This is a genomic window from Streptomyces sp. yr375 (assembly GCF_900110755.1).
GTDB lineage: Bacteria > Actinomycetota > Actinomycetes > Streptomycetales > Streptomycetaceae > Streptomyces.
Genome location: NZ_FOFF01000024.1, coordinates 50,360 through 65,469, shown reverse-complemented (window position 1 = coordinate 65,469; position 15,110 = coordinate 50,360). Strand labels below are relative to the sequence as shown.

The 15,110-nt window shown below is 69.7% G+C and carries 8 protein-coding genes; 5 read left to right on the top strand and 3 right to left on the bottom strand.

The annotated features are described in order from the left end of the window. Nucleotides 1–64 precede the first annotated feature (64 nt). The 5 genes from chvE (at nt 65) to BMZ82_RS23185 (ending at nt 7,083) form a co-directional block, all read left to right on the top strand. Nucleotides 65–1,171, top strand: a complete 1,107-nt coding sequence (gene chvE, locus BMZ82_RS23205; protein ID WP_093778825.1) for a multiple monosaccharide ABC transporter substrate-binding protein — start codon at nt 65–67, stop codon at nt 1,169–1,171. Nucleotides 1,172–1,203: 32 nt separating this feature from the next. Then, a complete protein-coding gene (mmsA, locus tag BMZ82_RS23200; protein WP_093778823.1) occupies nt 1,204–2,754 on the top strand; it encodes a multiple monosaccharide ABC transporter ATP-binding protein in 1,551 nt (516 codons plus the stop codon). Next, complete coding sequence (gene mmsB / locus BMZ82_RS23195) at nt 2,751–3,998, top strand: multiple monosaccharide ABC transporter permease (protein WP_093778821.1); 1,248 nt, start codon at nt 2,751–2,753, stop codon at nt 3,996–3,998. The genes mmsA and mmsB overlap by 4 nt, the downstream gene beginning before the upstream one ends. Before the next feature lie 51 nt (nt 3,999–4,049). Then, nucleotides 4,050–5,159, top strand: a complete 1,110-nt coding sequence (locus tag BMZ82_RS23190; protein ID WP_093778819.1) for an aldose epimerase family protein — start codon at nt 4,050–4,052, stop codon at nt 5,157–5,159. Between the two features lie 169 nt (nt 5,160–5,328). Further along, the gene (locus BMZ82_RS23185) at nt 5,329–7,083 is read left to right on the top strand and encodes a pyridoxal phosphate-dependent aminotransferase (protein ID WP_093778817.1); all 1,755 of its coding nucleotides are present in this window, start codon (nt 5,329–5,331) and stop codon (nt 7,081–7,083) included. Nucleotides 7,084–7,357: 274 nt separating this feature from the next. Here BMZ82_RS23185 and BMZ82_RS23180 read toward each other — a convergent pair whose 3' ends face one another. The 3 genes from BMZ82_RS23180 to BMZ82_RS23170 all read right to left on the bottom strand — a co-directional run bounded on the left by BMZ82_RS23180 (nt 7,358) and on the right by BMZ82_RS23170 (nt 14,990). Then, nucleotides 7,358–7,831, bottom strand: a complete 474-nt coding sequence (locus BMZ82_RS23180; RefSeq protein ID WP_143098897.1) for a hypothetical protein — start codon at nt 7,829–7,831, stop codon at nt 7,358–7,360. A gap of 183 nt (nt 7,832–8,014) precedes the next feature. Then, nucleotides 8,015–8,506 (bottom strand): hypothetical protein, encoded by a 492-nt coding sequence (locus BMZ82_RS23175; RefSeq protein ID WP_093778813.1) that lies wholly within the window; start codon nt 8,504–8,506, stop codon nt 8,015–8,017. Between the two features lie 31 nt (nt 8,507–8,537). Then, on the bottom strand, nt 8,538–14,990 hold the full coding sequence (locus tag BMZ82_RS23170; protein WP_256252062.1) for an RHS repeat domain-containing protein: 6,453 nt from the start codon (nt 14,988–14,990) through the stop codon (nt 8,538–8,540). Nucleotides 14,991–15,110: the final 120 nt, after the last annotated feature.

Genomic DNA, 15,110 nt, shown 5'->3' with positions numbered 1-15,110 from the left:
CAGATCCGGAAGCGCCCTTCGCACCGCGAGACCGATCCCTGCACACACATCAAGGATGATGACCATGCGTAACCGCAGAGCCGCCCTCGCCGCCATAGCCGGAGCCGCCTCCCTCGCCCTGGCCCTGACCGCCTGCGGGCAGTCCGGGGCGGGCGGCAGCGAGGAGAAGGCCGGGGACGCCAAGGGCGGGACGATCGGCATCGCGATGCCGACCAAGTCCTCCGAGCGCTGGATCACCGACGGCGCGAACGTCGAGAAGGACCTCAAGGCCAAGGGCTACAAGACCAAGCTGGTCTTCGGCGAGGACGACCCCGACCAGCAGGTCTCGCAGATCGAGAACCTGATCACGCAGGGCGTCAAGGCGCTGATCATCGCGGCCATCGACAACAAGTCCCTGAACAACGTCCTCCAGCAGGCCGCCGACGCGAAGATCCCGGTCATCTCCTACGACCGCCTGATCCTCGGCACGAAGAACGTCGACTACTACGCGTCCTTCGACAACGAGAAGGTCGGCAAGCTCCAGGCCGGCTACATCGTGGACAAGCTGGGCCTGGCGGCCGGCAAGGGCCCGTTCAACATCGAGCTGTTCGCCGGCTCCAACGACGACAACAACACCAAGTACTTCTTCAACGGCGCGATGAGCGTGCTCCAGCCGTACATCGACAGCAAGAAGCTGGTCGTCAAGTCCGGCCAGACCAAGATGACCCAGGTCACCACCCTGCGCTGGGACGGCGCCACCGCCCAGAAGCGCATGGAGGACATGCTCACCTCGTCGTACACCACCGGCAAGGTCGACGCCGTGCTCTCGCCGTACGACGGCATCTCGATCGGCATCATCGCCGCGCTGAAGTCGGACGGCTACGGCACCGCGAGCAAGCCGCTGCCGGTGATCAGCGGTCAGGACGCCGAGCTGGCCTCCGTGAAGTCGATCATCGCGGGTGAGCAGTCGATGACGGTCTACAAGGACCTCCGCAAGCTCGCCAAGGTCGCCACGGACATGGTCGACGCCTCCCTCAACGGCAAGAAGCCCGAGGTCAACGACACCAAGTCGTACGACAACGGCACCAAGGTCGTCCCCGCCTACCTGCTGCAGCCGGTCAGCGTCGACAAGACCAACTACGAGAAGGAGCTCGTCGAGGGCGGCTACTACACGGCGGACCAGCTCAAGTAAGCGTCGAACCTCACGGATTGGAAGGCACGACCATGGCGGGACCCGTCCTGGAAATGCGCTCGATCGTCAAGACCTTTCCCGGTGTGAAAGCGCTGTCGGACGTCACACTCGCCGTCCGGCCTGGCGAGGTCCATGCCATCTGCGGGGAGAACGGCGCCGGTAAGTCCACCTTGATGAAGGTGCTCTCCGGCGTCCATCCGCACGGCACCTACGAAGGGGAGATCCTCTTCGAGGGAGAGGTCTGCTCCTTCAGGGACATCCGGGCGAGCGAGCAACGCGGCATCGTGATCATCCACCAGGAGCTGGCGCTGTCGCCGTATCTCTCCCTGGCGGAGAACATCTTCCTCGGCAACGAACACGCCAAGGGCGGGTTCATCGACTGGCGGGAGACCCTGCGGCACGCCACGCAACTGCTGCGCCGGGTCGGTCTCGACGACCACCCGGAGACCCGCGTCGCCGACATCGGCGTGGGCAAGCAGCAGCTCGTGGAGATCGCGAAGGCGCTGTCGAAGAAGGTGAAGCTGCTCATCCTGGACGAGCCCACCGCGGCGCTCAACGACGAGGACAGCGGCAAACTCCTCGAACTCATCCTGGAGTTGAAGAAGCAGGGCATCACCTCGATCATCATCTCGCACAAGCTGAACGAGATCCGGCACGTCGCCGACTCGGTGACGATCCTGCGCGACGGACGCTCCATCGAGACGCTCGACGTCAAGGCGGCGGACACCACCGAGGACCGCATCATCAGCGGCATGGTGGGCCGCGACCTCGACCACCGCTTCCCCGAACGCACCCCGTTCGAGGGCGAGTTGGAGGCCGCGCCGGCGCTGGAGATCCGCGGCTGGACCGTGCACCACCCGATCGACCAGCAGCGCAAGGTCGTCGACGACGTGTCGGTCCAGGTGCGCCGCGGGGAGATCGTCGGCATCGCCGGCCTGATGGGCGCGGGCCGCACCGAGCTCGCGATGAGCGTGTTCGGCCGCACCTACGGCCAGTACGCGGGCGGCACGGTCCTCAAGGACGGCAAGGAGATCCGTACCAGGACGGTCGCCGAGGCCATCGACCACGGGATCGCGTACGTCACCGAGGACCGCAAGCACTACGGCCTCAACCTCATCGACACCATCAACCGCAACATCTCGCTGACGGCCCTGGACAAGGTCGCCAAGCGGGGCGTGGTCGACGAGCAGGAGGAGCGGAAGGTCGCCGAGGGCTTCCGCAAGTCCATGAACATCAAGGCGCCCACCGTCTTCGAGGTGGTGGGCAAGCTGTCCGGCGGCAACCAGCAGAAGGTCGTCCTCAGCAAGTGGATCTTCGCGGGTCCGGATGTGCTGATCCTGGACGAGCCGACGCGCGGGATCGACGTCGGCGCCAAGTTCGAGATCTACACGGTCATCGACCAACTGGCCGCCCAGGGCAAGGCGGTCGTCTTCATCTCCTCCGAGCTGCCCGAACTGCTCGGCATGTGCGACCGCATCTACACCATGGCCGCCGGGCGGCTCACGGGCGAGTTCCCGCGGGCCGAGGCCACGCAGGAAGTGCTGATGCGCCAGATGACGAAGGACAAAGAGGTAACGCGATGAGCACGGACGTGACCGACAAGAGCCCGGCGGCCGCGCCGCCCGGGAAGAGCGGGGGCACGGCCTCCGGCGGCGGGCTGCTCCAGCTCATGCTGAACGGGCTGCGCCGCAACATGCGCCAGTACGGCATGCTGATCGCGCTCGGCCTGCTCGTGATCCTGTTCCAGGTGTGGACGGGCGGCGATCTGCTGCTGCCGCGCAACGTCTCCAACCTGGTGCTGCAGAACAGCTACATCCTGATCCTCGCGATCGGCATGATGCTGGTGATCATCGCGGGCCACATCGACCTGTCGGTCGGTTCGCTGACGGCGTTCGTGGGCGCGTTCGCGGCCGTCCTCACGGTGCAGCACGACGTGGCGTGGCCGCTCGCGCTGGTGCTGTGCCTGGCCATCGGCGCGGCCGCCGGCGCGGCGCAGGGCTTCCTGATCGCCTACTTCGGCATACCGTCCTTCATCGTCACCCTCGCGGGCATGCTGATCTTCCGCGGTCTGACGGAGATGTTCCTGAAGGGGCAGACGCTCGGCCCGTTCCCCGACGGCCTGCAGAAGATGGGCAACGGCTTCCTGCCGGCGGTCGGCCCGAACACCAACTACCACAACCTGACGCTGCTGCTGGGCTTCGCCCTGCTGGCGTTCGTGGTCCTCCAGGAGGTCCGCGACCGCAAGCGGCAGCAGGAGTTCTCCCTGGAGGTGGCTCCCAGGAACCTGTTCCTGCTGAAGCTCGTCGCCATCGCCTCCGCGGTCCTCGCCGTCACCCTGCTGCTCGCCAGCTACAAGGGCGCGCCGATCATCCTGATCATCCTCGGCCTGCTGGTGGTCGGTTACGGCTACGTGATGCGCAACGCGGTCTTCGGCCGGCACATCTACGCGATCGGCGGCAACCTCCCGGCGGCGAAGCTGTCGGGCGTCAAGGACAAGAAGGTCACCTTCCTCGTCTTCCTGAACATGGGCGTGCTCGCGGCCCTGGCGGGTCTGGTGGTCGCCTCCCGCCTCAACGCGGCCTCGCCGAAGGCAGGTCTCAGCTTCGAACTCGAAGCGATCGCCTCGTCGTTCATCGGTGGCGCGTCCATGAGCGGCGGTGTGGGTACCGTCCTCGGCGCGATCATCGGTGGTCTCGTCCTCGGCGTGCTGAACAACGGCATGAACCTCCTCAGCGTCGGCACCGACTGGCAGCAGGTGATCAAGGGCCTGGCCCTGCTCGCGGCCGTCGGGTTCGACGTGTGGAACAAGCGCAAGTCCGGTTCGTAAGTCAGCTCGGGCTCCGCCGGAAGGCGGGGCCCGAGCCCTTGGGGAGCCGCGATGGAACCGAACAGCCGCACCGGCATCGCCGACGCCGAGGCCGCCTCAGGAGGCAGCAGGCCCGTGAAGACCCTCTTCGGCGAGCTCGCCGACGGCACGAAGATCTACAACTGGGCGCTGGAGAACGGCGGCACCCGCCTGAAGGTCCTCTCCTGGGGCGGCATCGTCCAGTCCCTGGAGATCCCCGACCGGCACGGCCGCTACGCCAATGTGTCGCTCGGCTTCGACACCATCGAGGACTACGTCGCCAGGACGCCGTACTTCGGGGCCCTCATCGGCCGGTACGGCAACCGCATCGGCGAGGGGCGGTTCACCCTCGACGGCAAGGCCTACCAAGTCGACGTCAACGACGGCGTGAACAGCCTGCACGGCGGCGCGAAGGGCTTCGACAAGCACGTGTGGGACGTCGAGCCGTTCACCAAGGGCACCGACGTCGGCCTGTACCTGCACTGCACGAGCGCCGACGGCGACATGGGCTACCCGGGCACCCTGAAGGTGAAGGTGACGTACACCCTCACCCAGCGCGGCGAGTGGCGCATCGACTACGAGGCCACCACGACCGAGGCCACCGTCGTCAACCTCACCAGCCACGTCTACTGGAACCTGGCCGGCGAGAGCAGCGGCACGATCGAGGACCACGAGCTGACGATCGCCGCCGCCCGCTACACGCCCACCGACGCGGGCCTGATCCCCACGGGCGAGCTCGCGAAGGTCTCCGGCACCCCCTTCGACTTCCGCAGGACGAAGGCGATCGGCCGCGACCTGCGCGCCGGGCACGTCCAGCAGGTCCACGCGAAGGGCTACGACCACAACTGGGTCCTGGACAAGGGCGTCACCGCCGAGCCGGTGCACGTGGCGACGGTGCGCGACCCGCGCTCGGGCCGCACCCTGAAGATCGCCACCGACCAGCCGGGCCTGCAGTTCTACTCGGGCAACTTCCTGGACGGCACCCTCACCGGCACCGGCGGCCGCACCTACCGCCAGGGCGACGCGCTCTGCCTGGAGACGCAGCACTTCCCGGACGCGCCGAACCAGCCGTCGTTCCCGTCGACGACCCTGCGCCCGGGACAGACGTACCGCACGACGACGATCCACACGTTCGACGCCTGACACCGGTGTTTCTCCACAGGTGGGGCACAAGTTTCTTACCGATTCCCCAGCGGTTGAACAGCGCCGCCCAAGCCTCCGTATGTATGGGTGGCCCGTGCTCCCCCGCGCGGGCCACCCAATGACGACGGGCCCGGTCGTCCCCGCCGGCTCCGCCCCATACGGAGGTTCCATGGCCGACAACGTCTCCTCGTTGTTCCGCAACACCGCGGCGCACAGCCCGTCGATGGCGGCGCTGACTCGCGAGGGCGGCGAGGGGGTCGGCCCGGTGGACTTCTGCATCCCCTGCAACCCGTACTTCCCGACCCCGGCCATGTTCGACGAGATGGCCGCGCGGCTGCGCGACATCATCACGTACTACCCGAGCAGCGCCGACACGATCACCGCGGAACTGTGCAGTCTGCTCCAACTCCCGCCGCAGGCCGTGGCGATGGGCAACGGCTCGACGGAACTCATCACCTGGATCGACCACTTGCTGGTCCGTGAGTCCCTCGCCATCCCCGTCCCCACCTTCGGCCGCTGGACCGACCAGCCCATGGAGACCGGCAAGCGGGTCGACATGTTCCCGCTCCAGGAGTCCAGCGGCTTCGCCCTGGACCTGGCCCAGTACGCCGAGTTCATCCGCGCCCGCGGCACCCGGGCCGCCGTGATCTGCAACCCGAACAACCCCGACGGCGGCTTCCTGCACAAGCACGCGATCGTGCAGTTCATGGACGCGATGGCCGACCTGGACCTGATCGTCATCGACGAGTCGTTCCTGGAGTTCGCGGACGCGGAGGCCGAGCCGAGCGTCGTCCAGGAGGCCATGCTCCGCCCGAACGTGATCGTGCTGCGCAGCCTGGGCAAGAACTTCGGCCTGCACGGCATCCGCTTCGGCTACCTGGTCGCCAACCCGGCGCTCGCGGGCAAGGTCCGCTCGATGCTGCCGAAGTGGAACCTCAACTCCTTTGCCGAGCATGTGGTGTTCATTCTCAAGCAGCACGGCGCGGAGTACGCGCAGAGCCTGCAACAGGTGCGCCGCGACCGCCTCGACATGGCGAGCCAGCTCAGCGCGCTGCCCGGCCTGACGGTCTACCCCTCCCAGGGCAACTTCCTCTTCGTACGCCTGCCCGTCGGCGCGGAGGGCACCGTGGTCCGTGACCGGCTGCTCGCCGAGCACCGCATCCTGGTCCGCGAGTGCGGCAACAAGATCGGCTCCTCCAGCCGCTTCCTGCGGCTCGTGGTGCGCCCCCAGGTGGACGTCCGCCGCCTGGTGTCCGGCATGGAACAGGTGCTCTACGGGACCAGGCGGGGCGCCCCCGTGCCCGAGCTGAGCGCCGGCGTCGGCTACAGCTCCGGCATGGCGGCCGTGGACCGGCTCGTCACCAACGGCGCGGGCATGCCGGGCCTCGCCGCCCAGGCGATGGGCATGCAGGCGCCGGGACTGGTCGCCGCGGCCCCGCCGATGGCGCCGGCGGCGGCGATGGCCCCGCCCGCGATGGCCCCGGCGGCCGCGATGGCGCAGCCCACCCCCTCCGACGGCGCGGGCATGCCGCTCCCGGCGGCGGCCCAGATCTTCCCCCAGTCGGTACCGAGCCCGGCCCCGGCCCCGGCGCCCACCCCGTTCCCGACCCCCGTCCCGGCCCCGGCCCCGCCGATGGCACCGGCGGCGGCGATGGCCCCGCCGCCCATGGCACCGATGGCCCCCATGGCACCGATGGCGCCCGCCGCCATGGCCCCGGCGATGGCCCCGGCGGCCATGGCTCCCCCGATGGCACCGGCGATGGCCGCCCCGCCGATGGGTCCGACGCCCACCGGCGTCCCGGCCCGCGGCGGCCTCACCGCCGCCCAGGTCCGCGGCACCAACGGCCTCTCCCCCGCGGCGGCCACCGGCTGGCCCAACGCCCAGAGCTGGCCGAACGCGGCGGGCATGGGCCAGGCGGGCTAGTCACTCCGTGCGGCGGGCGGGCGCTGAGCGGTGTGGGCGCTGTCGGCCAATCCACGGGCGGCCGGGTAACAGTTCCGCGCATGTGACACCTCCGGGGGGGATGTGTCACGTTCGCGGCCGACGGCATCCGGCGCGGGTGCTTGACCTTGTACCCGTCCGGGGAGGCGACCCTGCGGATCGGCATGAAGGCCCCACGACACGGACGGCTCCCCCGGAGGCTTCTCCGGTGGAGCCGCTGTGCCACGTTCGCCTCAGAGGGCGGTCGCCCCGGGGGCTACGCAAGGAACGCGATCAGATCTCGCGCGGCCTTGGAGACTTCAGGGTCCGGATCGTCCAGCAAGCCCTGGAACACCCCGGCGCCCGCCAGCACAGCGCCCTGACTCGCGGCCTCCCAGGCGATTTTCTCCCGATACCCCTCCGCATCCTTTCCCGGTGCGAGACGGGCGGTGGACTCCCACTCCCTGGCCGAGTAGATCTTGGAGACGAGCTCCAGGATCTCCGCGCGACCGCGGACCGTGCCGTCTCCGGCCAACTCCACCAGGAACGGGACCACATGGGGAGTCGCCTCCGACACCACGAACCCGAGTGAGCACACACGGTCGCCGAGTTCGTCGATGGCCAAGCTCACCGTCGCTTCGTCACCCCAGGCCACCCTGGAAAGGAGCGACGGGATGTCGCGAGCGGAACCCAGCGAGTCTTCGAGGGTCCCCCAGGGAATCCGAGGGACCCGCTTGAGAATGCGCCCCACGCCTCTATCCACCTCGCTGCCTGCGGGTATGCCGGCTCGTTGCTTTCCTCGGTTCCGGGAATTCCTCCCAGAACACGTCCGGGGAAGCGAACCCGCGGACGCTTCTCACGACCACGGGGCGGCCGGCTTCCCCAAAGGATTTCGAGGGAAGCCGACCGCCCTGGTCGGCACGGTGTCCGTGACCTACTTGCCGCGCAGACCCGCCAGGTAGGCGTTCAGACGAGGTCGGTCGGTCTCGATGCGGTCGAGTACGGCCTCGGCCGTCTCCCGGCGCCGGGTGCCCAGCTCGCGGTACACGAGCCACAGGCCGTTGCGAGCGGCCGTCCGGCACCGGTCGCCGAGATCGGCGTCGCCGAGAGCCGCCTCGTCCGCATCCGCCTCGCCCATCACGATCTGCTGAAGCAGTTCGAGGACCAGGTCACGAGCGTCCGGCGACAGATCGTCGAGGAGCGCGGCCAGCAGCACCTGCACGGTCGGCACAGCCGCGCTGTACAACTGCCCCTGGACCACGACGACGTTCTCGAGCCCCCAGTACGCGCCGAACGCGTCGTCCTCCGTGGTGGCGTCGACCAACTTCCGCAACGCATCGGCCACGGCGCCCGAGCGGTCGCCCGACGCCCTGTAGTCCTGCCATGGAACACGCGCGATCTCGATTTCGGCGAAGCGCTTACTCACCCGGACTCCGTTCGTTTCGTTCCGCCCAGTCTCACCGGGACCAGTCCCCTCCCTCGTCGTACGTGACGTCCGGTGGGAACTGCTTTTTGTCGTACCGGGACTGACACTTCACACATACCGGGATCTCCACCCACCGCTTGGCACGCCAGCCGAACGCCTTGGTGAAGACCACGTGTCGCGGCCCCTTGCCCGCCTGGCGCTCCACGTCCCGCTCGGCGCACCCCTCGGGGTTGGACGAGCAGCCGATGAACACCTGGCCAGGGTTGTCCGGGTCGAAGCCTGCGGTGTACGTCGAGTGGTTACGGCCTCTGTCCTCGTGCCCTTGCAGGTCACGAGCATAGCGAGCCGCACCGGCCGGGTCCTCCTGGCCTTCGCTCCACTCCGCGGCCCGCTGCTGAACCGCGTCCTGCGCCTGCTCCTTGAGCTCGGACTTCACCTCTTCCGCGACCCGTTTGGCGCCCTTCTGCGCCGCCCGCTTCACCTGCGACGGCTTCGGGCGCGGCTTCGGCTGGGAACGGGGCTTGGCGCGGGGCTTCGGGCGGGCCGCCGCCTTGCGGGCGGCCGCCCGGCGCGCCGCCGCCTTCTTCGCCGCCGCCCGGGCCGCGCGGGCGCGGGCCTGGGAGGCGGCCCTGCGGGCTGCCGCCCGTTTCGCCGCCGCGCGGGCCGCCGCCCGCTTGGCCGCCGCCCGCTTCGCCGCGGCCGCCTTGCGGGCCGCTTCCCGCTTCGCCTTCGCCGCCGCGCGCTTCGCGGCCTCGAGGGCGCGCTTGCGGGCGAGGGCCGCCGCCCGGCGGGCCGCCGCCTGGGCCGCCTTGCGGGCCGCGATGATCGCCGCGCGGCGGGCTGCCGCGCGGATCGCCGCCTGGATGGCGATGCGGGCCGCGATGCCGATGAGGATCGGGAAGAACTCGCCGGACGGGTCGGAGAACGTCGCCGGGGCGTTGTTGCTGTAGGCGTACGGGTTCATGGTGGCCGGCTGGCCGTAGTCGACCATCGGGTCGACCGTGAGGAACCGGCCCGTCGCCGGGTCGTAGTCGCGGGCGCCGAGGCGGGTCAGGCCCGTGTCCTTGTCGACCGTGCCGCCGACGAAGCCGCGCTGTCCGGGCCAGGCGGTGGGCTGCTCGCCCCTCGCCTCGCCGAACGGCATCGACTTGCGGCGGGTGACGCCCATCGCCGGGTCGACCATGTCCACGACCGTGTGGGACGTGCCGTGGTGGTCGGCCAGCATCAGTTGGCGGACGCCGCCGGTCGCGCGGACCGTCGTCGAGCCGTCGGGGTGCGGATAGAAGCGTTCCGCCTTCGCGGTCGAGTTGGCCGCGTCGACCGTCAGCTCGGCTTCCGCCAGGTACAGCGTGCGGCTGCCGTCCGCGCCGGTGCGGATGAGGCGTTCGCCGTCCGCGCCGTACAGGTACGACGTGGACTTGGTGCCGCCGCCCTCGACCGGCTCGGTCACCTTGCGCAACTGGCCCTCGATGTCGTACTCGAGGGTCTGGTTGGTGCCGCCGTTCTGGCGGCCGACGGTGTTGCCGGCCTTGTCGTAGGCGAAGGTGTTGAGGCGTTCGCCCTGCGGGCCGGTCGACTTGATCTCGGCCAGCGCGTTGGGGCCGCCGACCCCCGCCTTGCCGTACAGGTACGAGCGGGTGACGTCCTTCGCCGGGTCGCCCGTCGTGTCGTGCTCGACGAGCGTCTTGCGGTTGCCCGCCTCGTCGTACTGGTACGACTGCCAGTAGGCGTCCGGGCCGCCGACCGTGTCCTTGGTCGGGGCCGCCGCGCACTCCTCCGTCCTCGCGGTCCACGCCGAGGTCATCTGGCGCAGCTTGTCGTAGACGAAGCACTGGGTGTCCGTCTTGCCCGCGTCGGGCGCCGCGCTGCCGGGCACGTCGGTGATCTTCGTGACGTTGCCGGCCTCGTCGTAGCCGTACCGGGTCTCGCTGATGCGGGCCGGGGCGAGCGAGCGGTCGAAGGTGGCCGTCTGGAGGCGACGGGTGAACTCGTCGTAGACGTAGGAGCCGTAGACCTTCTTGCCGGCCGGTCCGGCGTCCGTGCGCAGGATCTCGCCGAACGCCGAGTAGTCCACGCCCGCCAGGTAGGCGGAGGCTCCGCCGATGGCGATCGGCAGGCCGTCGGAGTTGTAGCGGAAGACGACCCGTTCGGTCACCAGGCCGCCCAGGCCCGGGACTTCGGCCCAGGCGAGGTTGCCGGTCGGGGTGTACTCGTACTTGTAGGTGTAGGTGCCCGCGAGGCCGGTCTCCTCGACCGGGATCACCGTCTTGGACGACTTCACCCGGTAGGCGTCGTCGTAGCCGGTGATCTCCTCCCGGTACTCACGGCCGCCCTCGTAGCGGATCTGCGCGGTGGGCAGGCCCTTGCCGAGGGAGTCGTACGTCCACTCCAGGCGCTTGGGGCCGGTGTCGCCGCCCTCGCGCAGGGTGGTCGGACGGCCGCCGTCGTCGTACGTGGTGACCAGGGTCCGCTGGAGCGGGTCGACGGTCGCGATCACGTTGTCCGCGTTGTCGTACCGCATCTCGGTGCGGCCGCCGTCGGGGTCGGTGACCGCGGTCTGGCGGCCCCGCTTGTCGTACTCGAAGGAGGTGGCGGCGCCACCGGGCGCGGTCACCTTCCTCAGGTTGTCGAGGTCGTCGTACTCGTAGACGGTGTCCCGCCACTTCGTACGCGCGCTGTCGCTGTACTCGCGCAGCCGCTCCGTGCGGCCCTCGGCGTCCTCGAAGACGGCCGTGACGGTGTCGCCGCCCGGCGGGACCGTCGTGGAGACGTCGCCGTCGCGTTCGGTCGTGGTGCGCAGCTTCTCCGTGCCGCGGTTGTAGGTGATCTCGGCGGTGGGCTGGCCCATGCCGTCGAAGGTGGTGCGGTTCTGGGACGGGACCGCGTTGTCGCCGACCTGGAGGAGCTTGGCCTCGGGCTCAGCCGCGTTGTAATACCCCTCGTTCTGCTTCCAGTTGCGGCCCGCGCTGTCGTAGAAGGTGTCGTTGACGACGCGGCCCGCGCCGACCGCCTCGTCCTGCGTCTGCCGCTCGCGCAGCAGGCCGTCGAGGATCTCGTACGAGACGGCGTACTCGCCGTTGTCCTTCAGCAGGCGCGAGGTGACGATCGTCGGGCCGTCGCGGCGGACGGTGTAGTCGTAGGTGGCCGTCGGGGTCTGGGTCGCCGGGTCGCGGTCGATCTCCCAGACCTTCAGGAGCCGGCCCAGCGGGTCGTACTCCATGGTGGACGACTTGCCGTTGGCGTCCGTCTCGGTCAGCGGCAGGCCGCGGACGTCGTCGAAGACCGTGGTGTCGGTGTGCAGCAGCGGGTCCGTGGCGACCGTCTTCGTCGGCCGGGCCACGGTCGTGGGCGTGTACTCGACGGACGTCTTACGGTTGTCGGCGTCCCAGGTCGTCGTCTCGCGGCCGTGGATGTCGTACGCGGTCCTGTCGATGGTGATGTAGCCGTCGCCGGTGGCGTTCAGCTCCTGGACCTCGGTGGGCAGACCCTTGGTAGGGGCGGCGCCGAAGGCCAGGTTGTCGTACAACGTGCGGGTGTCCTCGACGACTTCGCCGCCGGTGGTCCCGCACGCGCCCAGCGTCGTCCTCTCACGCGACTCCGACTCGATCAGGTGCGCCGTGGTGTTGCGGGCGTAACTGACGGTCGAACAGCGGACCTTGCCGCCGGGCGTCTTCTCCTCGACCTCGTACGGCAGGCCGTAGCCGTCGTACTTGGTGGTCTCGGTGGAGGTGCGCCAGGTGTCGCCCTTGACGCGCTCGCGGGTGCGGGCGGTCTCCGGGCGGCTCATCCATGCCTCGAGAGGCGTGGTTCCGGCGCGGGTTCGGGTGGCGGTCTTCACCGCCCAGGGGGTGGTGACGGTCGCCGAGTCGACGGGGCCGCCGTCCGAGGCGTAGCTGATCTGCTCCAGCAACTGGCCCTGGTACTGCGGGAGATCGGCGTACGTCTTGCTCTCGCTGTCGGTCACGGCCGAACTGCGGGTGCCGGACGGCAACTTGTCGCCGTGCAGGCCGCGGAAGTAGCGGTGCTCGGTGAGCTGCTTGACGTCGTCGCCGGCGCCCTGGCGGGTGCGGACGCGTTCGTAGCCGCGGTACTGCGACCAGGTGCGGTGCTTGTTCGCGGTGAACTCGCTGTCGTCGTACGCCCATCCGGCGCCGCCGAGGAACTCGTACGAGGTCACCTTGGCGGGGCTGTCGGTGACCAGGTCCTCTTCGCGGACCTCGGTGACGAGGTACTTGTGGAACCAGTCCTGCACCGGGTTGAGGGCGCCCCCCGGCGTCCAGTACTGCGGGAAGCAGCGCAGGGTGTTGGACTCGGGGGACGCGGGCAGCCGCTTCGGCTCCAGGGCCTGGCAGTCGCGCGGCGAGTAGGTGACGCCGATCCGGCCGCCGGTCTCGGTGTCGATGGCGTGCACCCGGTAGCGGGAGAAGGGCGGCAGGCCCTCCACGCCGTCGACCCGGTTGTCGAGCTGGATGCCGGCGAAGGTGACCTTCGGCATGGCGGCGGTGGCTCCCGCGCCGTGGCCGGTGCGGGCGATGGCGTCCAGCCACAGGGCCGGGGAGGTGCCGTCGCCGGTGGCCGGGTAGGACTGCTCCAGCGCCCACGAGTCGACGGTCTTCAGGGCGCTGCCGGAGAGCACGCTCGTGGTGATCTTCGTGAGGCGCTTGGTCGTCCAGAACGTCGGGGAGAACTTGTCGGTGCACTTGGCGCCCGACGCGCACTCCTGGTCCAGCGGGGTGTCCGGCCAGTTCTTGGCGTTGGCGGTGGTCCGCTTGGCCTCGGCGCAGTCGAACGCCGTGGTGGGGACGCAGCGTTCGGCGGTGGTGAAGGCGACCCGGCCGGCCGGCAGGACGCCGAACAGCTTGTCGGAGCGCAGGCCGTAGTCGATGCGGGCGAGCTGCGCGGAGCGGGTGTAGGAGATCTGCTGGTCGGCCTTCATGTTCTGGCCGTAGAAGTTGGTCTCCTTGGCCCACCACAGGGTCATGGCGTCGCCGAGCGGGTCGACGACGTAGTCCAGGTTCCAGCGGTACGCCTGCGCGCAGTCGGAGTCCAGGAACGCGGTGGCGTGGCAGGGCTCGCCCGGGTGGTTGCCGAACACCGGAACCGTGAGGGCCGAGTGGGTGACGGTGCCGTCGGGGGCGCCGGGCAGCTTGTTCAGGCCGAAGTGGTACTGGGTGCCGTCGGTGGTGGTCAGGACCCAGTGCTCGCCGTCCTTGGCGCCGTTGGCCGCGCCGGTCCTGCGCTGGAGGCGGGAGCCGTCGTCGTCGGCGGGGCGCCAGTCGTCGGTGCCGTCCTTCTTGACGAGTTCGGTGGTGTTGCCGCCCAGGGACATCACGACATGGTCGGAGCCCCAGCACAGGTCGCCGCTGTCACCGGTGTTGTTGGGCTTCTGCTCGACGCCCTTGTCGTCCTTGATCGCGCCCTTGTCGTCCGAGCAGGAGCGGAAGCGGCGCTCGATGTAGCCGGGCTCGTAGTCCCAGCCCTCGGCGATCCAGGAGGACTGCGCGTTGGTGGAGGCGGTGCGTCCGTCGACCGCCTGGGAGGAGTAGGAGAGTTCGACCTCGGGCTGCGGGCCGCCGGGGACCTCGGGCGCCTCGATCGGGTAGCTCCAGGAGAAGCCGCCGGAGGACGAGCCCGCCGTCCAGGAGCCGGACGGCGACAGCGAGGTCGCCGCGTGACTGCCGCCGGGGCCGGAGGCCTCGGCCGCCGCCGCGAACACGACGGGCGCGGCGCTCGCGGTGACCAGCGCGGCGCTGCCCGAAACGGTGTGCGCGGACGCGTCGTTGGCGCCCGGCAGCGCGGTGCGGGTACGGCAGCGCTCCAGCGCAGGCGTGGTCAGCGCGCAGGCCGGAAGCCGGTAGAGGCGGAGCCGGGAACCCCAGTCGCCGCCGTAGGTGTCCTTGAACGACGCGTAGTCCAGCTCCAGTTCGACGGAGCCGGACGCGGCGGGACCCATGCCGTTCGTCGCGGGAGCCGCCGTGAACAGCAGCCCCTGCACGCCGGCCTTGCGGGCGGCGGCGGCGTCCTTGACCTGCACCTGCACGGCGCTCCCGGCGGCGGCAGCACGGGCCGCCTTGGCCGTCCTGCCCGCCTTGCTCGCGGCGGCGGCGGGCTGACGGACCTTCACCAGGCTGTTCAGTACGGGAGTTGTAGAAGTCGCCCCCGGTACGGCGCCTGCGGCGAGCGGCGCCCGCTTCGGCGGCTTGCCGCTCCGGTCCGTGACCAGGGTCGTGAAGGTACGGGCGGGGACGGTCCCCGCGGCGGGCTTGAAGGCGCCCGTGGCCTCGTCGCGCGTCGCGGGCCGCTTCTTGTCGAAGTCCCGGCCCGGGACGGACGGATCGCGCTTGACGTCGGCGATCCGGGTGCTCCCCGAGGCGGCGCTCGCGTCGTCGGGTATCAGCCCGACGAACAGCACGAGCCCCACGAACAGGGACGTGGATCTGGTCCAGTGCCCGAAATATCGCAACTGTCTTATCAGTTGGTCCACAAACAACCTCCCCGTAGTGAACACAGCTAGCGGACAGTAAGCGCTGTCGATCACCCTGGCAAGTAAAGGCAAGGCAATGCGACAATCCCCACTTCAGCCATGGAGAGGCAAAGTTTTGAC